This is a genomic window from Saccharothrix sp. BKS2 (genome assembly GCF_047689505.1).
GTDB lineage: Bacteria > Actinomycetota > Actinomycetes > Mycobacteriales > Pseudonocardiaceae > Actinosynnema > Actinosynnema lopnurensis.
The window spans coordinates 41,849-63,888 of record NZ_JAUQOL010000009.1; the positions used below are offsets into that span (position 1 = coordinate 41,849).

17 protein-coding genes are annotated in these 22,040 nt (G+C 72.8%); 9 read left to right on the forward strand and 8 right to left on the reverse strand.

Going from position 1 to position 22,040, the window contains the following annotated elements; genetic code table 11:
• Positions 1-210 precede the first annotated feature (210 nt).
• The 6 genes from mptB to galK all read left to right on the forward strand — a co-directional run bounded on the left by mptB (position 211) and on the right by galK (position 7,355).
• The gene (mptB, locus tag Q5530_RS20140) at positions 211-1,944 is read left to right on the forward strand and encodes a polyprenol phosphomannose-dependent alpha 1,6 mannosyltransferase MptB (protein WP_415364228.1); all 1,734 of its coding nucleotides are present in this window, start codon (positions 211-213) and stop codon (positions 1,942-1,944) included.
• The gene (locus tag Q5530_RS20145; RefSeq protein ID WP_415364229.1) at positions 1,937-3,184 is read left to right on the forward strand and encodes a mannosyltransferase; all 1,248 of its coding nucleotides are present in this window, start codon (positions 1,937-1,939) and stop codon (positions 3,182-3,184) included. The genes mptB and Q5530_RS20145 overlap by 8 nt, the downstream gene beginning before the upstream one ends.
• A complete protein-coding gene (locus tag Q5530_RS20150; protein ID WP_415364230.1) occupies positions 3,174-4,439 on the forward strand; it encodes a glycosyltransferase 87 family protein in 1,266 nt (421 codons plus the stop codon). Before Q5530_RS20145 ends, Q5530_RS20150 begins: the two co-directional genes overlap by 11 nt.
• 132 nt (positions 4,440-4,571) lie before the next feature.
• Complete coding sequence (locus Q5530_RS20155) at positions 4,572-5,138, forward strand: dienelactone hydrolase family protein (protein ID WP_415364231.1); 567 nt, start codon at positions 4,572-4,574, stop codon at positions 5,136-5,138.
• A 131-nt stretch (positions 5,139-5,269) separates the two neighbouring features.
• Positions 5,270-6,268: a LacI family DNA-binding transcriptional regulator gene (locus Q5530_RS20160; RefSeq protein ID WP_380635383.1), complete on the forward strand. Its 999-nt coding sequence runs from the start codon at positions 5,270-5,272 to the stop codon at positions 6,266-6,268.
• Complete coding sequence (gene galK, locus Q5530_RS20165; RefSeq protein ID WP_415364233.1) at positions 6,258-7,355, forward strand: galactokinase; 1,098 nt, start codon at positions 6,258-6,260, stop codon at positions 7,353-7,355. The genes Q5530_RS20160 and galK overlap by 11 nt, the downstream gene beginning before the upstream one ends.
• On the opposite strand, the gene Q5530_RS20170 is transcribed toward galK, so the two are convergent.
• A complete protein-coding gene (locus Q5530_RS20170; protein ID WP_415364234.1) occupies positions 7,352-9,208 on the reverse strand; it encodes a hypothetical protein in 1,857 nt (618 codons plus the stop codon). The two genes, galK and Q5530_RS20170, sit on opposite strands and share 4 nt — an antisense overlap.
• Positions 9,209-9,731: 523 nt before the next feature.
• On the opposite strand from Q5530_RS20170, the gene Q5530_RS20175 reads away from it, so the two are divergent.
• Together Q5530_RS20175 and Q5530_RS20180 are read left to right on the forward strand one after the other, a co-directional pair.
• Complete coding sequence (locus Q5530_RS20175) at positions 9,732-11,243, forward strand: alkaline phosphatase D family protein (protein ID WP_415364235.1); 1,512 nt, start codon at positions 9,732-9,734, stop codon at positions 11,241-11,243.
• The gene (locus Q5530_RS20180) at positions 11,240-12,448 is read left to right on the forward strand and encodes a hypothetical protein (RefSeq protein WP_415364236.1); all 1,209 of its coding nucleotides are present in this window, start codon (positions 11,240-11,242) and stop codon (positions 12,446-12,448) included. The genes Q5530_RS20175 and Q5530_RS20180 overlap by 4 nt, the downstream gene beginning before the upstream one ends.
• A gap of 31 nt (positions 12,449-12,479) precedes the next feature.
• On the opposite strand, the gene Q5530_RS20185 is transcribed toward Q5530_RS20180, so the two are convergent.
• Entirely contained in the window at positions 12,480-13,064 is a 585-nt protein-coding gene (locus Q5530_RS20185; RefSeq protein WP_415364569.1) for a LysE/ArgO family amino acid transporter, read from the reverse strand.
• Between the two features lie 71 nt (positions 13,065-13,135).
• Between Q5530_RS20185 and Q5530_RS20190 the strand changes: the two genes are divergently transcribed.
• A complete protein-coding gene (locus tag Q5530_RS20190) occupies positions 13,136-13,990 on the forward strand; it encodes an ArgP/LysG family DNA-binding transcriptional regulator (RefSeq protein WP_415364571.1) in 855 nt (284 codons plus the stop codon).
• 360 nt (positions 13,991-14,350) lie between these two features.
• On the opposite strand, the gene Q5530_RS20195 is transcribed toward Q5530_RS20190, so the two are convergent.
• The 6 genes from Q5530_RS20195 to araA form a co-directional block, all read right to left on the reverse strand.
• Entirely contained in the window at positions 14,351-15,136 is a 786-nt protein-coding gene (locus Q5530_RS20195) for a DeoR/GlpR family DNA-binding transcription regulator (protein ID WP_415364238.1), read from the reverse strand.
• Between the two features lie 107 nt (positions 15,137-15,243).
• Positions 15,244-16,368, reverse strand: coding sequence for a hypothetical protein (locus Q5530_RS20200; protein ID WP_415364240.1), 1,125 nt, complete (start codon positions 16,366-16,368; stop codon positions 15,244-15,246).
• A gap of 266 nt (positions 16,369-16,634) precedes the next feature.
• Complete coding sequence (gene mmsB / locus Q5530_RS20205) at positions 16,635-17,849, reverse strand: multiple monosaccharide ABC transporter permease (protein WP_415364242.1); 1,215 nt, start codon at positions 17,847-17,849, stop codon at positions 16,635-16,637.
• Entirely contained in the window at positions 17,846-19,372 is a 1,527-nt protein-coding gene (gene mmsA / locus Q5530_RS20210) for a multiple monosaccharide ABC transporter ATP-binding protein (protein ID WP_380635397.1), read from the reverse strand. Before mmsA ends, mmsB begins: the two co-directional genes overlap by 4 nt.
• An 8-nt stretch (positions 19,373-19,380) precedes the next feature.
• Entirely contained in the window at positions 19,381-20,493 is a 1,113-nt protein-coding gene (gene chvE / locus Q5530_RS20215; RefSeq protein WP_415364244.1) for a multiple monosaccharide ABC transporter substrate-binding protein, read from the reverse strand.
• 30 nt (positions 20,494-20,523) lie between these two features.
• Positions 20,524-22,035: an L-arabinose isomerase gene (gene araA / locus Q5530_RS20220; protein WP_380635401.1), complete on the reverse strand. Its 1,512-nt coding sequence runs from the start codon at positions 22,033-22,035 to the stop codon at positions 20,524-20,526.
• Positions 22,036-22,040: the final 5 nt, after the last annotated feature.

The window sequence follows — 22,040 nt, forward strand, 5'->3', positions numbered from 1 at the left end:
TCCGCCGAGGTTGCGTCCCAGTGGGGATCGTCACACGGCTTTGTAACGACGAGGTCAAAAGGCCGGTCCGTGTCATCTACGGTGGGTTGTCGTGCCAAGATTCCTGGTTATGGCCCCACACGTCCCTGATCTCAGCGACGGTGCCGCGCACATCCGGCCCCGTCGGCGTGTACGCGGACCGATCCCGGGATCGACGAGGTGGATCCGGTTGTGACCGCTGATCTGAGCGGAAGTGCCGAGCGGACGGAACTGCTCCCTCCCCGGCAGAGCGCGTGGCTGACGCTGGTCCGGCAGGTGCCCCCGCGGGTGCTGCGACCGGGCGTGCTCGGCGCTGTGCTGATCACCTTCGGCGGGCTGGGCGCGGGCGCGGTCGTCCGCCGGGACCCGCTGCTGAGCGGCACGTTCCTCAACGCGATGCGCTACGGCCACGGGCACGACCTCGCCTTCGCCGTCCTGTTCGCGGGACTGGCGCTGATGGTGGTGTCGTGGGTCCGGCTCGGCCGCCTGGTGCGCACCGGGCGGATCGGCGGCCGGGCGGTGGCGCTGACCGCCGCGGCCTGGACCGCGCCGCTGGTGATCGCACCCCCCCTCTACAGCCGGGACGTCTACAGCTACCTGGCGCAGGGCGCGGTCGCGCTGCGCGGGTTCGACCCCTACGCGACCGGCGCGTCGGCGCTGGACCTGCCGCTGAGCGGGAACGTGGCCGGGCTGTGGCAGGACACGCCGTCGCCCTACGGCCCGCTGTTCCTCCTGCTGGCCAAGACCACGGTCGCCGTGGTCGGCGACAACGTCATCCTCGGCGCGATCCTCATGCGCCTGGCCGTGCTCGCCGGGCTGGTGCTGCTCGCCTGGGCCATCCCGGGCCTCACCCGCCACCTCGGCGGGCGCGCCCCGGTCGCCCTGTGGCTGACCGTGGCCAACCCGCTGGTGGTGGCCGTGGGCATCGGCGGCGCGCACAACGACATCCTGATGGTCGGCCTGATGGCCGCCGGGGTGCTGCTGGTGCTCGACCGCAGGCACCTGCTCGGGTTCGCGGTGATCGCCCTGGCCGCCGCGGTGAAGGCCACGGCGCTGCTGGTCGCCCCGTTCCTGGTGTGGGTGTGGGTGGCGCGGATGTCGGGCCCGGCGCGGCACCGCTTCCTCAAGGGGGCGGCCGCCGGCGGCGCCGCCTTCGCGGTCGTCTTCGCCCTGTCCACGGTGGTGGCGGGCGTCGACCTGGGGTGGATCGACGTGCTGCGCTCCCAGACCCCGCTGCTGACCTGGATGTCGCTGCCCTGCGCGGTGGCGGAGCTCAGCTACCACGCGGTCGGCCGCCACGTCGGCGTGTTCACCTACGAGGGCTTCCTGGGCTTCTTCCGGTCGGCCGGCATGTACCTGCTGGTCGCCGTGCTCGTCCGCCAGTGGTGGCTGGCCAGGGAGGGCGGCGCGGAAGCGGTCCGGCGCGCCGCGATCGCCCTGCTCGCCGCCTCCGTGCTCGCCCCGTCGGTGCTGCCCTGGTACTTCACCTGGGCGCTCGCGCTGGCCGCGGTGTTCGCCTGGCAGGACAGGTGGCTGGCCGTCGCCGCGGGCGTCTCGGTGTGGATGGTGCTGGTCACCCTGCCCGACGGCACGATCGTGGCCCGGTGGACCTACGGCTCGATGAACCCGTGGGTGTGGTGGCCCTACCTGGCCCTGACCGTGCTGGTCGGCGTGTGGGTGGGCCGGGCGCTGCTCCAGCGCGAGCCCGAACCGGCGCGCGGCGCGGCCGCCGGGGCGGCGTCGCCCGGGGTCTGCCTGCCCGGCGTGGACCTCACCGGGGTGGACCTGAAGGACCTGGCCGACCTGAAGAAGATCGACTTCCAGGACGCGGGTTTCCGGGACGTGGACTTCCGGGACGTGGACTTCCGGGACGTCGACCTCGACGAGGTGGCCGAAGCCCGGCGGCGCGGGGGCACCGGTGGCTGATCGGGTGCGCGCGGCCGAGGAGAGGGTGCTCGGGTTCGCGCCGCTGGTGCTCGTCCTGTCGCTGGGCTGGTACGCGTGGCGGCTGGGCAACCCGGCGGACTGGGGCATGATCGACCTCAAGGTCTACTGGAGCCTCGCGCCGAACCTGCTCAGCGACCAGCTCTACTCGGTCAACATGCCGTTCACCGCGGACTTCCCGCTGCCGTTCACCTACCCGCCGTTCGCGGCGCTGGCGTTCCTGCCGGTGTCGGCGCTGCCGTGGCTGGCCGCGCGGATCCTGTGGCAGGTGCTGTCGCTGGTCTGCCTGTGGTGGCTGGTCCGCACGTCGCTCGGGCTGCTGGCCTCCCGCGCCGGGCAGCCCCACGACGCCACCTGGTCGCGCCGGGCGCTGCTGTGGACCGGGCTGGCCCTGTGGTGCGAGCCGGTGCGCAAGACCCTCGACTTCGGGCAGATCAACCTCGTGCTGGTCGCGGGCACCTTCGCGGCCCTGGTGGCGACCCGCCAGGCGGTGGCCGGCCTGGGCGTCGGCGTCGCCGCCGGGCTGAAGCTGACCCCCGCGATCTCGGGGCTGTACTTCCTGGTCACCCGCAGGTTCGCGGCCGCGGCCTGGTCGGTGGCGGGGTTCGCGGTCACCGTGGCGCTGGGCTTCGCCGCCTCGGCGGGCGACTCGTGGCGCTACTGGTTCGAGCTGCTCGGCGCGGCCGACCGGGTGGGCCCGGTGGGCTCCGCGATCAACCAGTCGCTGCGCGGCGCGCTCTCGCGCACCCTCGGCCACGACGTCGGCACGTCGTGGCCGTGGCTGCTCGCGGTGGCGGTGTCCGCGGTGCTGACCGGGTTCGCCCTGCGCGCCGCGGTCCGGGCCGGCGACACCCTGATCACCGTGGTGGCCGTGCAGCTGTTCGGGCTGCTGCTCTCGCCGATCTCCTGGAGCCACCACTGGCTCTGGGTCATCCCGCTGGTGCTGTGGCTGGTCCACGGCGTGCCGGGTCGGGGGTGGCGGGCCGTCGCCCTCGCCGCGGCCTGGGTGGTCGTGACCGGCGCGGACCTCATCACGTTCCTGATCGACCAGCAGCCGTCCATCTGGGAGATCCCCCGGCCGTGGCCGCTCGCCGCGCTCGGGTGGGCCTACCCGGCGCTCGGGCTGCTCACCCTCGCGGTGGTGCCGAGGCTGCTCCGCGGGGGTGGGCAGGCCGGCGCGACCCCCGTCCCGACCTCGAAGGCCGAGCGCAGTGCCCTCTGACCCGTCCGCCCCGGTGATCTGGGAGCGGCGGCTGCTGGCCGTCGCGCCGTGGCTGCTGATCGCCTCCGCGCTCGTCCGCACCTGGACCATCGTCACCGGGTTCGGCAACGAGACGATCGACCTGTACGTGTACTGGGCGCTCGCGCCGCACGTGCTGGAGGGCGACCTCTACCAGGTCACCTCGCCGCACTCGCCGCCCGACTTCCCGCTGCCGTTCACCTACCCGCCGTTCGGCGCGCTGGTGTTCCTGCCGATGACGTGGCTGCCGTGGGTGGCGGCGCAGTGGACCTTCCGGCTGCTGTCCGGGCTGTGCCTGTACTGGCTGGTGCGGGTGTCGCTGCGCCTCGTGGCGGGCCCGGGGTGGACCGCGGAGCCGAGGGTGTGGCGGCGGCGGGCGATCCTGTGGACCGCGGTGCTGCTGTGGCTGCAACCCGTCTACCACACCTTCGAGTTCGGGCAGATCAACCTGGTGCTGGCGGGTGTGGTGCTGGCCGCCATGGTGGCCCGGGACCCCCGGGTCGCGGGCGCGGGGATCGGGCTGACCGCGGGTGTGAAGCTGGTGCCCGCCATCTCCGGGCTGTACTTCCTGGCCACGCGCCGGTTCGCCGCCGCGGCGTGGTCGGTGGTGGCGTTCGCGGTGAGCGTCGCCCTGAGCTTCCTGGTGGACGCGGAGCAGGCCAGGCGCTACTGGTTCGAGCTGCTGGGGGCGGCCGACCGGGTGGGCCCGGTCGCCACCGCGCACAACCAGTCGCTGCGGGGCGCGCTGTCCCGGACCCTCGGCTACGACGTCGGCATGTCGTGGCCGTGGATCGTGGCCGCGGTGGTGTCGGTGGTGGTGGCCGGGCTCGCCCTGCGGGTGGCGGTGCGGGCGCGCGACGCGCTGCTCGGGGTGCTGGTGGTGCAGTTCCTGGGGTTGCTGCTGTCGCCGATCTCGTGGGACCACCACTGGGTGTGGGTGGGCGCGCTGCTGATCTGGCTGGTGCACTCGCGGGTGGTGCCGTGGGTGCGGTGGACGCTGCTGGCGCTGTGGTGCCCGATCATGTTCTGGGACCTGATCGCCTTCCAGCTCGACCGGCAGCCGACGATCTGGACGATCAGCCGGCCGGGGTGGCTGTCGCTGGTCGGCTGGGCCTACCCGGCGTTCGCCCTGCTCACGCTGGCGGCGATCGCCTTCGTGCTCAAGGACCGCCTCGGCGGTGACCGCGGACCGGCCTCGGCGGAGGTCGACGGGCTGGACGGCGCGAAGGCCGCCTAGGTCGCGCGGGTCGCTCAGGTCGCGCGGGCCGCGGGCCCGGAAATGTCGTACCCCGCCGGCAGGATCAAGAACGGGGGTCCCCTCTCGCGGGGGACCCCTGTTCGGCATCGCCCACCGGCCCCGAGGACCACCATGACCGACATCGCCCTGTTCCACCACGCCCAGGGCCTCACCCCCGGCGTCCACGCCTTCGCCGACCGGCTGCGCGCGGCGGGCCACCGGGTCACCGCGCCGGACCTGTTCGAGGGCAGGACCTTCACCACCGTGGAGGACGGCGTCGCCCACGTGGAGGAGATCGGCGTCGACGTGGTCGTGCGGCGCGGCGCCGACGCGGTGGCCGGCCTGCCCGAGCGGGTCGTCTACGCGGGCTTCTCGCTCGGGGCCATGCCCGCCCAGAACCTCGCCCAGACCCGCCCCGGCGCGCTCGCCGTCCTGCTCTACCACGGCGCGGTGCCCGCCACGGCCTTCTCCCCGTCCTGGCCGGCCGGGGTGGCGGTGCAGGCGCACGTCAACGACGAGGACGCCTGGGGCGACCTGGGCGTGATGCGGGAGCTGGTCGGGCTGGTGCCCGACGCCGAGCTGTTCACCTACCGCGGTTCGGCGCACCTGTTCACCGACAGCAGCCTGGAGGCGTACGACGCCGACGCCACCGCGCTGGTCGTCGAGCGCAGCCTCGCCCTGCTCGCCCGCTGGTCCTAGGGCGTCCGGACCACGATCGGCGCCGGCGCCGGGTACCGTGGCCCACCCCGTTCTTACAACGATGTAAGCGATTCGGTGGAACCGACTACCATCCCGGTCGTTACCGGGAACCGAGTTCGGGGAGGCGCTGGTTGGCCACGCTCAAGGACGTCGCCGCGTTGGCGGGCGTCTCGGTGAAGACGGTGTCGAACGTGGTCAACGGCTACGCGTTCGTGAAGCCCGAGAACCGCAGCCGGGTCGAGCAGGCGCTCGCCGCCACGGGCTACCGGCCCAACCTGGGCGCCCGCAACCTGCGCCGCGGCCGGACCGGCTTCCTCGCCCTGGTGCTGCCGGAGCTGGTGGTGCCCTACTTCGCGGAGCTGGCGAACCTCGTGCTCGGCGCGGCGCAGGAGCACGAGTGGAACGTGCTGATCGAGCAGACCCGGGGCACCCGCGACGGGGAGCGCGACACGCTCGCCGCCCTCGGCCCGCACATGATCGACGCCGCGATCGTCAGCCCGGAGGCGCTGGAGGGGCGCGACTTCGGCGAGCTGGCGCCCGGCATCCCGGTGGTGCTGCTGGGCGAGCACCACGTGGACGTGCCGTTCGACCACGTCGGCATCGACAACGTGGCCGCCGCGCGCGAGGCCGTGGCGCACCTGGTCTCCCTGGGCCGCACCCGGATCGCCGCCATCGGCGCGCACCCCCACCGCGGCACCGCCGCGCAGCGCCTGACCGGCTACCGGCTCGCGCTGGCCGAGGCGGGCCTGCCGGTGCGCGACGAGCTGGTCGCGACCGCGCTGAACTACCACCGCCGGGACGGCGCGGAGGCCATGGCGCGGTTGCTGGCCTCCCCCGAGCCGCCGGACGCGGTGTTCTGCTTCAACGACCTGCTGGCCGTGGGCGCGGTGCGGGCGGCCGCCGAGCGGGGCGTCCGGGTTCCGGACGACCTCGCTGTCGTAGGCTTCGACAACACCGAGGAGGGTGCCTACAGCCTCCCCTCGCTGACCACGGTCGCACCGGACAAGGCGGCTATCGCGCACGCCGCGGTGGACCTGCTGCGCCGGCGCGTGGACGACACCGAACGGCCGCCGGAGCACGTGCGGACGCCGTTCACGCTGCGGGTGAGGGAGAGCACGGGTGACGCGTGACGGGGTGTTCGAGGCTCCGGGCAGGATCAACCTCATCGGTGAGCACACCGACTACAACGACGGGTTCGTGCTGCCCATCGCCCTGTCCCACTCGGTGCGGGTGCGGGCCCACCGGCGCGACGACGGCGTGCTGCGGACGGCCTCCCGGCAGGTCGGCGGCACCGCCGAGCTGAGCGTGGCGGACCTGCGGCCGGGCGCGGTGACCGGGTGGGCCGCGTACGTGGCGGGCGTGGTGTGGGCGCTGCGCGAGGCCGGGCACCCGATCGGCGGGTTCGACCTGCTGGTGGACGGCACCGTGCCGCCGGGCGCGGGGCTGTCCTCGTCGGCGGCCCTGGAGAGCGCCACCGCGCTCGCGGTGACCGAGCTGTCGGGCATCGCGCTGGACCGCCGGGAGCTGGCGCGGATCGCGCAGCGGGCGGAGAACGAGTTCGTCGGGGTGCCGTGCGGGATCATGGACCAGTCGGCCTCGCTGCTGGCGTGGGAGCGGCACGCGCTGCTGCTGGACACGCGGACGCTGGCGGTCGAGCACATCCCGTTCGACCCGGTGGCGGCCGGGCTCGCGCTGCTGGTCGTGGACACCAAGGCGCCGCACCGGCTGGTGGACGGCGAGTACGCGGCCCGCCGCCGCGACTGCCACCGGGCCGCCGAGCTGCTGGGCGTGGCCGCGCTGCGCGACCTGGTCGGCGAGCCCCGCGACCTGCCCGAGAAGCTGGTGCCGAGGGTGCGGCACGTGGTGGGCGAGAACGCGCGCGTGCTGGAGGTGGCGGACCTGCTGCGGGCGGGCCGCGTCCACGAGGTCGGGCCGGTGCTGACCGCCTCGCACGAGTCGCTGCGCGACGACTTCGAGGTGACGGTCCCCGAGCTGGACGTGGCGGTGGAGGCGCTGCTGCACGAGGGCGCGCTGGGCGCCCGGATGACCGGCGGCGGCTTCGGCGGCTGCGTCATCGCCCTGGTCGAGGAGGCGGCGGCCGACGCCTGCGCGGCGGCGGTGCGCTCGGCCTTCGCGGGCCACGGCTACACCGAGCCCGAGAGCTGGACCGCCACCGCCGCCGGCGGCGCGCGCCGGGTCGTGGAACCGCCCGGCTAGGCCGGCGCGAGCCGGGCCGGGGACCCGCCGTCGGCGGGCCGGTCGAGCGGCAGCACGTCGCGCAGGGGCTTGAGCACGGTCTGCTCGGCGTGGCCCGAAGTCGTGGGCACCGAAGACGGGTGCACCGAAGGCTGGGCCACCGAAGGCTGGGCCACCGGGGACGGGGGCACCGGTCGCGGCCTGAACACCGTCGGGTCCGGGTCGACCTGCGGCACGACCGGCGTCGGCGGCGCGGCCGGCACCGGCACCGGGACGGCCGCCAGGTAGGACTCGGGGAACTCCACGTCCACCGACACCTCGTCGCCGCCGATCTCGCGGGTGATCCACGGCCCGGTCTCCACGAGCTGCTTCAGCGTCCTCACGTGCAGGCCGTTGACGCGCTGGAGGTACCACTCGTCCGGCGGCAGCTGCCCCGTCCGGCCGGCCAGGCGCGCCTTGACCTCCTTCACCCGCTCCCACAGCACGGCGGTCAGCGCCGCCCGGTCGTACGGCCCGTCCAGGCCGTCGCGCAGCCGCGCCTCGACGCCGCGCGCCACCCCGTCCTCGTCGGGCATGAGCATGGTGGTCCAGGCCCGCGACTTCTCCCGGTACTGGAGCTGCTGCATCAGGCCCTCGTGACCGGAGAAGTCCGACGCGCGGAACTGCCTGCCCCGCCACCGCGAGCGCAACGCGCCCGCCAGCGACAGCGCGCTCTTCACCCCGGTGTTCAGGCCGCGGCCGGGCCAGAAGTGCAGCGAGTTGGCCGCGTCGCCGATCAGGAACCCGAACGTGGCCGGGCCGAGCTGGGCGGTGAAGCGGGCGTTCTGCGTCATGCTCAGGTTGAACATGGTGACGCCGAGGATGTCGCGCGGCGCCGCGCCGAAGAACCGCACGCCCTCCAGGACCCGCGGCCACAGGAACGACAGCCGGTCGACCGAGGGCTTGAAGACCGCGCGGTGCCGGTCGCAGGCGAACCGGTCGCCGCGCGGCAGCATCGTGCAGCGGTAGGTGCGGATGCAGTCGACCGGGCTGTGCTCGCCGATGGCCACGATCTCCGAGGCTTCCTCGGCGGTCAGCCGCATGTTGATGAACCCGCCGCCCAGGGAGTTGAACAGGTACCGGTTCTGGCTGACCGTCAACGGCACCGTGTGCTCGTCGGGGAACACGCCCTTGACGCGGATGCCCAGCACGGTCTCCACCAGCTGCTCGCCGTCGACCGAGTAGAAGTCCCGGTCGGGCTTGCCGAAGTGGTCCTTGAGCCGGTCGCGGGTCGGCGAGTTCGCGCCGTCGGCGACGACCAGGATGTGCGTGTCGCCCCACGCCGCCGGGACCTCGTAGCGGCCGGGCACGAGTTCGACGCCGTAGACGTCTTGGGCCATGTCCAGCAGGCAGTCCTCGACCCACCGGATCCGGACGTTGCGCGGGCGGCCCTTCGCCGCGGGCGAGTCCGGGCCCAGCGGCCACATCTCCCCGAAGCGGCCCTCGGTGAACAGCCGCTCCTGCACCCGGTGCGGCAGCGTCGACCACACGTTGCTCTGGAGCGTCACCACCTGCTCGCGCCGGAAGTTGCCCTCGGCCTGCCCCAGCCACACCACCCGGTCGCCCTGCCGCCGCCACCGCCGGTCGTGGACGCGGACCTCGACCTGGTCGCCCATCATCGCCCGCAGCGCGCAGGCGAAGGACAGCCCGACCGGGCCACCGCCCGCCACCACCACGCGCAGGGGCTCGCGGTCGCCCGGCAGCGGGTCGAGCCTGGGGAACAGACCGGTCGCCCAGTCCCCGGCGGGGGTCCCGGCCGGCCGCCGCGGCATCCTGATCAACGTGGTCCTGGCTTCGGCCTCGGTCACGACCGGTTCCCCCTCAAGGATGGTCATCGGGTACTTCTCCAACACGTACGGTGATCCAAAATGGTTCACCCGGTGTGTTGACGCGCCAGAGGCCCTTCCAGATACACCCTGTCGGCGGTTTTTTCACCCAACCCGCCACGGACCGTCAAGCGTCGAGGGTGATCATGCCCTTCGCCCGCGACCGGACTCCGCCGAGGCATCCCGGCCCGGGTCCTCCGCCGCCGACGCCGCCCGCAGCGGGCCGGCGCGGCGCGGTGGTCGTCCGCCGCGGCCGGCTCGCCGGCGTCGAGCCCGGTCGTCCGATGTGGACGAACCCGGGTCGCGGCGCCCCGGACCCGCCTGTCCGGTTCCCCGGCGGGGAACCCGTCGCGGCCGCTGCCCGCCGGGCGTGCGCCCACCCCACGGGCCCGCTACGGCATCCCGTCTTGCCGTGCCCCGTCGCCCACCCGGATCCACCGCGCGTACACGCGTCGATCACCTGTTGGGTGTAGGCAGGGGCCCGCAGAAGTTTCGGCAGCGTTCTTCCCGGCCCTGCACCGAAGGAGTGCCGATGTCCCCGTTGACCCGACGAGCGCTCATCGCCGGCGGCGTGGCGAGCGCGGGCGCGACGATCCTCGCGCCCGCCGTCGCGAACGCCCTGGCCTACCCGTTCACCCTGGGCGTCGCCTCCGGCGAGCCCGCGCCGGACGGCTTCGTGATCTGGACGCGCCTGGCGCCCAGTCCGCTCGCCGCCGACGGCCTGGGCGGCATGGCGGCCGACCCGGTGACCGTCGAGTGGCAGGTCGCCACCGACAACCGGTTCACCCAGGTCGTGCGCAGCGGCTCCACCGTCGCGACGCGCGACTGGGCGCACAGCCTGCACGTGGAGGTGACCGGCCTGCAACCCGGCCGCGAGTACTCCTACCGGTTCCGCGCGGCCGGGCACATCTCGCCGGTCGGCCGCGGCGTGACCGCGCCCGCCCCCGGCACCAGCCCGGCGCTGACCATGCTGTTCGCCTCCTGCTCGCACTACGAGGAGGGGTACTTCACCGCCTACCGGCGGATGGCCGAGGAGAACCCGGACCTGGTCCTGCACCTGGGCGACTACATCTACGAGGGCGCCGCGACCACCACCCGGGTGCGCGGGTTCGCCCCGTCGGCGGAGATCACCGGCCTGGCCGACTACCGGGTGCGGCACGCGCAGTACAAGACCGACGTGGACCTCCAGGCCGCGCACGCCGCCGCGCCGTGGCTGGTCGTGTGGGACGACCACGAGGTGGAGAACAACTACGCCGACCTGGTGCGCGCCAACACCTCCCCCGCGGGCGACTTCCGGGCGCGCCGCGCGGCGGCGTACAAGGCCTACTACGAGCACATGCCGCTGCGGCCGGCGCAGCGGCCGGTGGCGGAGGACATGCAGCTCTACCGCCGGGTGCGCTGGGGCGGCCTGGCCACGTTCCACATGCTCGACACCCGGCAGCACCGCGCCGACCAGGCGTGCGGCGACGGCACCAAGGTCTGCGCGGACGCCGACGACCCGGCGCGCACCCTCACCGGCGCGACCCAGGAGGCGTGGCTGCTCGACGGGATGCGGCAGCGGCTGGGCACCTGGGACTTCCTGGGCCAGCAGGTGTTCTTCGCGCAGAAGCTCGCCTCGGCCGACGGGGCGAGGTCCATGGACTCCTGGGACGGTTACACCGCCAACCGGGACCGGCTCCAGCGCGGCTGGGACTCGGCGGGCCTGCGCAACACCGTCGTGCTGACCGGCGACGTGCACCGGTCGTGGGCGGCGGACCTGCTGCTCGACTACGACGCCCGGGACCGGGTGATCGGCACCGAGCTGGTCACCACCTCGATCACCTCGGGCGGCGACGGCAACGCCGCGGACAACGGCCTGTCCGCCCTCAACCCGCACGTCAGGTTCTACAAGAACCTCCGCGGCTACGTCCGCACCCGGACCACCTCCACGCGGGTCGACGTCGACTTCCGCTTCGTCGACCGGGTCACCACCCGCGACTACCCGGTCCGGACCCTCCAGAGCTACGTCGTCGAAGCGGGCAACCCCGGATTGCAGGCGCCATGAAGAAGATCATCCCCCTGGTGTGCGGGCTCCTGCTGCTGGGCGCGGGCACCGCGTCGGCGGCGGCCACGTGGACCACGGCCAACAGCACCGCGACCGGCGACCAGGACAACGCCGCGGTGGCCGCGGTGCGCAACGGCTGGACGGCCGTCGTATGGGAGGACGACCGCGACGCCGCCACGCCCACCGACCCGGTGCACAGCGACGTGTGGGTACGGCTGTTCAAGGACGGCGCGTCGCGCTACGAGAAGAAGCTCTCGGCGGGCGGCAGCGGCGACTGGCGGCACGTGCGGCCGGACGTGGCCCTGCACGACGACGGCACCGCGGTCGTGGTGTGGGCCGACGACGCCGACGGCAACGGCTACTACAACATCCAGGTGCGGGCGCTGTCGGCCACCGGCGCGGTGACCGGCTCGGCGCGGGCCAACGCGAGCGCGGACGGCCAGCAGCTCGCCCCGGCGGTGGCCGCCGACCCCGACACCGCCGGGTTCGCGGTGGTGTGGGAGGACCGGCAGACCGGCGCGGAGCCGACCGTGCGGGCCGCCGGGTTCGCGTCGGTGACGTCGAAGACCTACGAGGTGCGGGTGAACGACGCGGGCGGCACGCACCAGCGGCCCGACGTGGCCGTGGGCGCGGCCGGCAACGCGGTCGTGGTGTGGGACGAGGACGGCGACGGCAACGGGTTCTTCAACATCGGCCGCAAGGTCCTGACCCCGGCCGGCGGGGTGAAGCTGGCGCAGGGCACGGCCAACGCCGCCGGTGACGGGCAGCAGCGGCGCCCGGTGGTGGCGGCGAACTTCAACGGCGACTTCGCGGTGGCCTGGGAGACCGACCACCCGGGCGTCGCCGCGGTGGCCGCCCGGTCGTTCACCGCCGCCGGGGTGCCCCGGACCGCCGCCGACACCGTGCTGGCCGACCCCGACCAGGCCGGGACGGACCCGCGGATCGGCCTCGACGACCAGCTGAACGTCGTGGTGACCTGGGTGCGGGCGCAGGACGTGGTCACGCAGGGCCTGAACCCGGACGGCACGGTCGAGGGCAGGCTGCCGCGGCAGGCGACCGTCTCGACCGCCACCGGGCGGCAGGACGAGCCGGCGCTGGGCGTGGACGCGTGGGGGCGGATCACCGTCGCCTACACCGACGACCAGGACGGCAACGGGTTCGACCAGGTCTACCTGGGCACCGGGCTGGTCAACAGCACCTGGTGACCCCGGTGTCCCGGGCAGCCGCGCGCGGTCCCTAGTGGAGGACCAGGGAGACGCCGGTGGCCGTGACCACCACGGCCACCACGGCGTCCAGCACCCGCCACGCCGAGGGCCGGGTGAACGTGCCGGACAGCCGGCGCGCGCCGAAGCCCAGGCCCCCGAACCACAGCGCGCTGGCCGTGATCGCCCCGGCCGCGAACCACCACCGGTCGGCGCCGAACCCGGTGGACGCCGTGCCCAGCAGCAGCACGGTGTCCAGGTAGACGTGCGGGTTGAGCCAGGTCAGCGCCAGGCACGTGGCGATCACCGCGGACGCCGCCCCGCCCGGTTCCAGCGCGGCCGGTCGCAGCGCCCGCCGCGCGGCCAGCACGCCGTAGCCGACCAGGAACGCCGCGCCGACCCAGCGCACCACCTCCAGGGCCGCGGGCCACGCGGTCAGCGCCGCCCCGACCCCTCCCACGCCGAGCAGGATGAGCAGCGCGTCGGAGCCCGCGCAGATGGCCACGACCGCCGGCACCTGCCGGCGCAGCACGCCTTGCCTGAGCACCAGGGCGTTCTGCGCGCCGATGACGACGATCAGGGAGAAGCCGGTGCCGAGTCCGGCGAGCAGCGCGTGCATCACGCCTCGACGGTAGGAACCGGGCTCGATGAAGACCAGCTAAGTTTCCTTCAGTATCGTTAGCGGCCGTGATGCTCGATCCGGAGTGCGTGCGCACCCTGCTGGCCGTCGTGGACGAGGGCACGTTCGACGCTGCGGCCAAGGCGCTGCACGTCACGCCGTCCGCGGTCAGCCAGCGCGTCAAGCAGCTGGAGCAGCGCACCGGCCGGGTGCTGCTGGTGCGCTCCAAGCCCGCTCGGCTGACCGACTCCGGCGTGGTGGTCGCCCGGTACGGCAGGCAACAGGCGCTGCTGGACCGGGACGCCCGCGAGGCGCTGGGCCTGGTCGAGGACCCGACGCCGATCCCGGTGGCGGTGAACGCCGACTCGCTGTCCACCTGGTTCCGCCGCGCGGTCAAGGAACTGGCCGGCGACGAGGGCCTGGTGTTGGCCGTGCGGCGGGAGGACCAGGACCACACCACCGACCTCCTGCGCCAGGGGCTGGTCGTGGCCGCCGTGACCTCGTCGCCGCGGCCGGTGCAGGGGTGCCGGGCCTTCCGGCTGGGCAGCATCCGCTACCACGCGGTGGCCGCCAGGGCGTTCGCGCGGCGCTGGGCGGACCGCCCGCTGCACGAGGCCCCGGTCGTCGTGTTCGACGCGAAGGACGACCTCCAGGACGCGTTCTGCCGCGGGCTGACCGGACGCGACGCGTCGGCGCGCCGCCACCACCTGCCGGACGGGCACGTGTTCGAGGACGCCGTGGCGGCGGGCGCGGGCTGGGCGCTGCTGACCGAGCACCAGGTCAGGCGGCACCGGGGCCTGGTGCGCCTGGCGCCGGACCGCCCGGTGGACGTGCCGCTGCACTGGCAGCAGTGGAAGCTCGACTCGCCGCCGCTGGCGCGGGTCGCCGCCGCGGTCTTCCGCGCGGCGGCGGCGGAACTGCACTGACCCGGACTGCACTGACCCGGCCGGTCCGGGACGGCGGTACCGGGGGGTGCGCCGCGCCGGCGCGGCGCACCCCCTTTCGTTGGTGGCCGGTCGTCACGGCTCTCCCATCACGTGACAACCGGCCCGAGAACCGCGTGGCACTTCGTCCTCCCACCGCGGTCAAGACGTGAACACCGAGCGTGCCGTGCCGGGGCCCCTCGTCCCGGGAACGCTCCCCAGATCCGACGTCCGAAATCGGCGGCTACTGTGTCCCGCGGCACAGGCCGGTGTCAAGCACCTCGCGCGACGGTGTGACCGGACCGCAACCGGGCCGGTCCGTCCGCGAGGGAACCTCATGTGCGGACCACAGTGGACCGCAGGTCAGACCAGCCTGACCTCGACCCCGCGCTCGCGGAACCGGCGCACGTCCTCGGGGGCGGCGTCGACGTCGGTGACCAGCACGTGGACGCCGCTGATGGGGTACGCCTCGGCGAACGCGCGGGCCCCGATCTTGGCGGAGTCGGCCACCACGACCACGCGCCGGGCGCGGGTGGCGAGCATCCGGTTCACGTCCGCCTCGCCCTCGTGGTGGGAGTAGGCGCCCGAGTCGGGGTCGATCGCGTCCACCCCGAGGAACGTCACGTCGAGGCTCAGCTCGTTGATGATCTTCCCGGCGAGCGGGCTCATCAGCTGGTAGGTCTGCGGCCGCGCCACCCCGCCGGTCACCACCAGCTTCACCTGCGGCCGCACGGCCAGCTCGGTGGCGATGTTCAGCGCGTTGGTGACCACGGTGACCAGGCCGTCGCCGTCCGCGCCGCCGAACTCCGCGCTGGTGGCGAGCGCGCGGGCCACCTCGGTGGTGGTCGTGCCGCCGTTCATGCCGACCACCGCGCCCGGCGTGACCAGCCCGGCCGCCGCCCGCCCGATGCGCTGCTTCTCCCCCTCCCGCCGCACCGTCCGGTAGCGCAGCGGCAGGTCGTAGGCGACCGCGTGGGCGACCGCCCCGCCCCTGGTCCGGGTGAGCAGCTGCTGTTCGGCCAGGTGGTCGAGGTCGCGGCGGATGGTCGCGCCGGAGACGTCGAGCTCGACGGCGATGTCGTCCACCTCGACCCGCCCGCGTTCGGCCACGAGCTCCAGCAGTGCGTTCAACCGGTCGTAACGGTTCACGCGGCACCTCCCGCACCCCAGGCACCGCACAGTACCGATTCCGGGACGCCGGGCGGAACGGTTCAGAAGGCGGTACCGCCCCGCCCCGCGTCCCGGTCGGGCCGGGGTCAGCAGATGCTCTGGCTCGTGTTGACCAGGGTGTTGTTGCGGAACGTGGTGTTGTTGCCGCACGGGCTCTCGCGGATGGCCGAGTTCGACACCCGCAGGTTCTGGATGACGATGTCGCTGGTCACCGGGAACTCGCTGCGCGCCGCCAGCCGGATGTCGCCGGGACCGGAGACGGTGCCGCTCTGGGCGGCGATGTTCACGTTGTAGCAGTTCTCGATCAGGATGGCGTTGCTGCCGGTGTTGGCGATGTCGACCCGGTCGATCTGGAGGCCGCCGCTCTCCGAGACGCAGAAGATGCCCCGGCCGCCGCCGCGGGCGATGACCTGGCCGACCCGGACGTTGATCGGGTAGCTGCTGCCGACGCGGCCGTTGCGGTTGGCGGTGCGGAAGGCGGCGTAGCCGGTGCCGGTGCCCGCGTTCTCCGCGTCCACGGTGCCGACGGTGGCGTTGATGGTCTGGTTGAGCAGCAGGCCCGACTCGCCGACGCCGCGCGCCACGACCGTGCCGATGGTCAGGCCGTCCACGCCGTAGGTCTCCACGGCGTGCGAGCTGGCGCCCTGCACGTAGGCGTAGTCGATGCGGACGTTGCGGGTCCACTGGCTGGTGTCGCCGCGGTTGTCGATGCGCACGCCGAGGCCGCGCGACAGGCGCATGTTCACGGTGCCGATGACGACGTTGGTGACGTTGCGCATGAAGATGCCGTAGACCGGCGTGCCCGTGAGGGTGAGGTTCTGGACCTCGATGTCGCGCACGCCGCGCGCGTACACCGGGGCGTAGTCGCCCGAGCCGGAACCGGTGACGTTGATGGTGCCGCACAGGTCGATCGTGGTGTAGCTGCGCATCGAGTACCGCTCGCCCGCCGGGATGGAGCCGGAGGCCCGGACGACGATCCGCTCCTTCGAGGTGCGGTTCGCGGTGAGGCTGTCGTTGGCGGCCTGGAGGGCGGCGCGCAGGCTGTTGCCGGTGTAGACGGTCCGGCTGCCGTTCCGGGCGGTGAAGCTGCTCCCGGAACCGGTGACCTCGGCGTTGTACGAGCCGTCGCCGCAGGCGGCCTGCGCCTGGGGTGCGGTGGCGACCTGGAGGAGCGCCGCGGTCAACGCTGACACGGCGAGCAGAGCTTTCATCGGGGTCTCCTGCATCGGTTTGGTAAGCGCTTTCCTACATGGCGGCGGATGTCCTCTGGGGTTTTCGGTGGTGGAGGTTCTCGTCGGGGAAGGTTCTCGTCGGGGGGTTGGCGGCGGTCCGTCGGGGGACGACGGACCGCCACCGAAAACCGCGGGCGCGGCGGCACGAAGCGCCGACCACGCCTGGGAGCGTTCCCAGAACGGTAGTAGACCGGATGGGCGGTGCGCCGTCAAGGGCTCGGGCGCGCCCTCGACGGCGCGGTGGGTCACGCCCGCCGCTTGGTCCACACGTCGTAGGCCACCGCCGCGAGCAGCACCAGGCCCTTGACCAGCATCACCCGCTCGCTGGGCGCGCCGATCAACGACATGCCGTTGTTGATCACGCCCATGATCAGGCCGCCGGTGATCGCGCCGACCACCTTGCCCACGCCGCCCTGCACCGCCGCGCCGCCGATGAACGCCGCCGCGATCGCGTCCAGCTCGAACGAGGTGCCCGCGGTGGGCCCGGCCTGGTTGAGCCTGCCCGCGAAGATGATGCCCGCCAGGGCCGACAGCACGCCCATGTTGACGAACACCCAGAAGGTCACCTGCTTGACCTTCACGCCCGACAGCGTGGCCGCCTGGAGGTTGCCGCCGATGGCGTAGACGTGCCGGCCGAACACCGACCGGTCGGCCATCACGGAGTAGCCCATCGCCAGCACGGCCAGCAGCACCAGCACCCACGGCAGGTTGCGGAACCGGGCCAGCTGCACCACCACGGCCAGCACGACCGCCGCCGCCAGCACGATCTTGAGCACGAACACCGGGAACGGGTCGACGACCTGCCCGTAACCCAGCCGGGCCTTGCGCTTGCGCCACTGGGTGAACGCGAACCCGGCCACCACCGCGACGCCGACCAGCAGGCTCACCAGGTCCGCGCCGCCCAGCGGGCCCAGGCCGACGTTGCCCAGGTAGCCGGAGGTGAAGCCGTTGGCCAGGGTGCGGATCTGCTCCGGGAACGGCCCGATGCCCTGGTTGCCCAGCACGGTCAGGGTGAGCGCGCGGAACACCAGCATGCCCGCCAGCGTGACGATGAACGCCGGGATGCCGAAGAACGCCACCCAGTACCCCTGCGCCGCGCCGATCACCGCGCCCGCGGCCAGCGTGATCAGCACCGCGAGCCACCACGGCACGCCCAGCTGCACGGTCAGCACCGCGCAGACCGCGCCCGTCAGCGCCACCACCGACCCGGCGGACAGGTCGATGTGGCCGCCGATGATCACCAGGATCATGCCGATGGCCAGGATCAGCACGTAGGAGTTCTGGACGATGATGTTGGAGATGTTCTGCGGCTGGAGCAGGGCGCCGTCGGTGAGCACCGCGAACAGCGCCACGATCAACGCGAACGCCACGTAGATGCCGGACTGCCGCATGTTGACGGCGAACCGCCGCTGCGGTCGCGCCTGCTCCGGGAGCGGGGTCGGCGCGGTCTTGGTGGTCATGAGGTCTGTCCCTGGGTCATGTGCTGCATCAGGCGTTCCTGGGTGGCCTCGGCACGGGTCAGCTCACCGGTCACGCGGCCCTCGGCCAGCGCGTACACCCGGTCGCACAGGCCGAGCAGCTCCGGCAGCTCGGAGGAGATGACCAGCACCGCGCGCCCCTGGTCGGCCAGTTCGTTGATGATCGAGTAGATCTCGTACTTCGCGCCCACGTCGATCCCGCGCGTGGGCTCGTCGAGGATGAGCACGTCCGGCTCGGTGAACATCCACTTGGCCAGCACGACCTTCTGCTGGTTGCCGCCGGACAGCGTGCCGACCCGCGTGCCCACGCCCGAGGTCTTGATGTTCATCGAGCGCCGGAACCGCTCGGCGACCGAGAACTCCTCGTTCTCGTTCACCCAGCCGCGCCTCGCGAGCTTGCCGAGCCCGGCCGCGGAGACGTTGCGCTTGACGTCCTCGACGAGGTTGAGGCCGTAGCGCTTGCGGTCCTCGCTGACGTAGGCCAGGCCGTGGCGGATGGCCTTGCGGACGGTGCGCGTGTCGATCTCGCGCCCGTCCTTGACCACCCGCCCCGACACGTCGACGCCGTAGGAGCGGCCGAACACGCTCATCGCCAGTTCGGTGCGCCCCGCGCCCATCAACCCGGCCAGGCCGACGATCTCGCCGCGCCGCAGCACCAGGTTGGCCCGGTCCACCACGACGCGGTCCGGCTGCGACGGGCTGTGCACGGTCCAGTCCTCGATCCGCAGCACCTCCTCGCCCACCCGGGGCGTGCGCGGCGGGAAGCGGTGCTCCAGGTCGCGGCCGACCATGCCCGAGATGATCCGCTCCTCGTCCACCTCGCGGGCTGGCAGCGTCTCGATCGTGCGGCCGTCGCGCAGGATGGTGATGCTGTCGGCGATCCGCTTCACCTCGTTGAGCTTGTGCGAGATGATCACCGAGGTGACGCCCTCGGCGCGCAGGCCGTCGAGCAGGTCGAGCAGGTGCGCGGAGTCGTCGTCGTTCAGCGCCGCGGTCGGCTCGTCCAGGATGAGCAGCCGGACGTCCTTGGCCAGCGCCTTGGCGATCTCCACCAGCTGCTGCTTGCCCACGCCCAGGTCGTGCACGGGCGTCGTGGGGTTCTCCCGCAGGCCCACGCGGGCGAGCAGCTCGCCCGCCGCGTGGTTGGTGCGGTTCCAGTCGATGAAGCCCCGCTCGGCCCGCTCGTTGCCCAGGAACAGGTTCTCCGCGACGGACAGCTGGCCGCACAGCGCCAGCTCCTGGTGGATGATCACGATGCCGCGGCGCTCGCTGTCGCGCACGCCGCCGAACGAGCAGGGCTGCCCCTCGAAGACGATCCCGCCCTCGTAGGACCCGTGCGGGTGCACGCCGGAGAGCACCTTCATCAGCGTGGACTTGCCCGCGCCGTTCTCGCCGCAGATGGCGTGGATCTCACCGCGCCGCACGGCGAGCGAAACGTCGCGCAGCGCGGTGACCCCGCCGAACCGCTTGGTGATGCCGCGCATCACCAGGATGTCGTCGGACATGCCCCGTACTACCTCAGCTGGTCTTCGGTGTAGTAGCCCGAGTCGACCAGGACCTGCTTGTAGTTGTCCTTGCCCACGATGACCGGCTCCAGCAGGTACGACGGGACGACCTTGACGCCGTTGTCGTAGTCCTTCTCGTTGTTGACCTCGGGCTTGCCGCCCTTGAGCACCGCGTCGGCCATGTCCACGGTCACCTCGGCCAGCTCGCGGGTGTCCTTCTGGATGGTCGAGTACTGCTCACCGGCGATGATCGACTTCACCGAGGCGACCTCGGCGTCCTGGCCGGTCACGATCGGGTAAGGCGTGGTGCCGCCGCCGTAGCCGTTGCTCTTCAGCGCGGACAGGATGCCGATGGACAGGCCGTCGTAGGGCGACAGCACGCCCTGCACCAGCGCGCCGCCCTGGTAGCTGGAGGTGAGGATGTCCTCCATGCGCCGCTGGGCGGTCGCCGGGTCCCACCGCAGGATGGACACGGTGCGGAAGTCGGTCTGCCCGCTCCTGACGACCAGGGTGCCCTTGTCGATGTGCGGCTGGAGCACCGACATCGCGCCGTTGAAGAAGAACGTGGCGTTGTTGTCGTCGGGCGAGCCCGCGAACAGCTCGATGTTGACCGGTCCGGTCGCGGTGCCGGGGCTGCCGTCGGCGTTGACCACCTCCAGCCCGGTCAGCAGCGAGGTCGCCTGCTGCACGCCGACCTTGAAGTTGTCGAACGTGGCGTAGTAGTCCACGTTCGGGCTGTTGCGGATGAGCCGGTCGTAGGAGATGACCGGGATCTTCGCGTCGGCGGCCTGCTGGAGCTGGCTGGTCAGCGCGGTGCCGTCGATCGAGGCGACGATCAGCAGCTTGGCCTTCTTGGTGATCTGGTTCTCGATCTGGTTGGCCTGCGTGGGGATGTCGTTCTCGGCGTACTGGAGGTCGACCTGGTAGCCCTTCGCCTCCAACGCCTTCTTGATGTTGTCACCGTCGTGGATCCAGCGCTCCGACGAGCGGGTCGGCATGGTCACCCCGACCAGCGCGTCCTCGGTGGAACCGCTCTGCTGGTCGACGGTCTTCTCCGTCGACCCGCAGGCGGCGAGCAGCAAACCGGCCGCGGCGATGGCGGCGATCCGCGGAAACCTCATTGTTTCTCCCTCTCCCTGTGGTGGCGCGCGCTAGCGCAGGCCCTGCGCGAGCCGGAAGTACGCCTGGTTCCAGCGCAGGCGGTCGGCGAACGACGCCGTGGTCGTGTCCCGGTCGATGACGACCAGCTCGGTGCGGACCATCTGCGCGAAGTCGTTCAGCGTCTCCGCGCCCACGGCCTGCGTCATCACCGTGTGGTGCGGGCCGCCGGCGGTCAGCCACGACTCGGCGGAGGTGGACAGCGACGGCGCGGGCTTCCACACCGCGCGCGCCACCGGCAGCCTCGGCAGCGGCTCGTCCGGCGGCACCACCTCGACCTCGTTGGCCACCAGGCGGAACCGCTCCCCCAGGTCCGCGAGGCCGACCACGACGGCGGGGCCGGGGGCCGCGTCGAACACCAGCCGCACCGGGTCCTCCCGGCCGCCGATGCCCAGCGGGTGGATCTCGCAGCCGGGGCGGTCGGCGGCGATGGTCGGGCAGACCTCCAGCATGTGCGCGCCCAGGATCTTGGGCTCGCCGGGGCCGAAGTGGTAGGTGTAGTCCTCCATGAACGACGTGCCGCGGCCCGTGCCCGTGCCCATCGCCTTGACCGCGGCCAGCAGCGCCGAGGTCTTCCAGTCGCCCTCGCCGCCGAAGCCGTAGCCGTCGGCCATCAGCCGCTGCACGGCCAGGCCCGGCAGCTGCCGCAGCCCGCCCAGGTCCTCGAAGTTCGTGGTGAACGCGCCGAAGCCGCCGTCGGTGAGGAACCGGCGCAGGCCCGCCTCGACGCGCGCCGCGTAGCGCAGGGAGTCGTGCCGGTCCCCGCCCTTGGCCAGCTCGGGCGCGAGCCGGTAGGTGTCGGCGTAGGCGGCGACCAGCAGGTCGATCTCGTCGTCCGGCACCGCGTCCACGACCTCGACCAGGTCGTTGACGCCGTAGGTGTTGACGCTGACGCCGAACCGGAGTTCCGCCTCGACCTTGTCGCCCTCGGTCACCGCGACACCACGCATGTTGTCCCCGAAACGGGCCAGCTTCAGCCCGTTCAGGTGGTGGTGGCCCGTGGCCGCGCGGACCCAGCCGTCGATGCGCTCGGCCAACCGGGGGTCGCTGGCGTGACCCGCGACGGTCTTGCGCGGCACGCCCAGCCTGGTCTGGATGAACCCGAACTCGCGGTCGCCGTGCGCGGCCTGGTTGAGGTTCATGAAGTCCATGTCGATGGTCGCCCACGGCAGCGCCTCGTTCAGCTGCGTGTGCAGGTGCAGCAGCGGCTTGCGCAGCACGTCCAGCCCGGTGATCCACATCTTGGCGGGCGAGAACGTGTGCATCCAGGCGATCACGCCGATGCACGTGGGGTCGCTGTTGGCGGCCAGCATCACGTCGCGGATCGCGGCGGTGTCGGTCAGCACCGGCCGCCACACGATCTCGGCGCAGATGCGCCCCGACCCCGTGAGCATCCGCTGGATCTGCTGCGACTGCTGGGCGACCTGTTCGAGCGTGTCCGGGCCGTAGAGGTGCTGGCTCCCGGTCAGGAACCAGACCTGCGGCTTCGCAGCGGCAGAGGACATGCGGA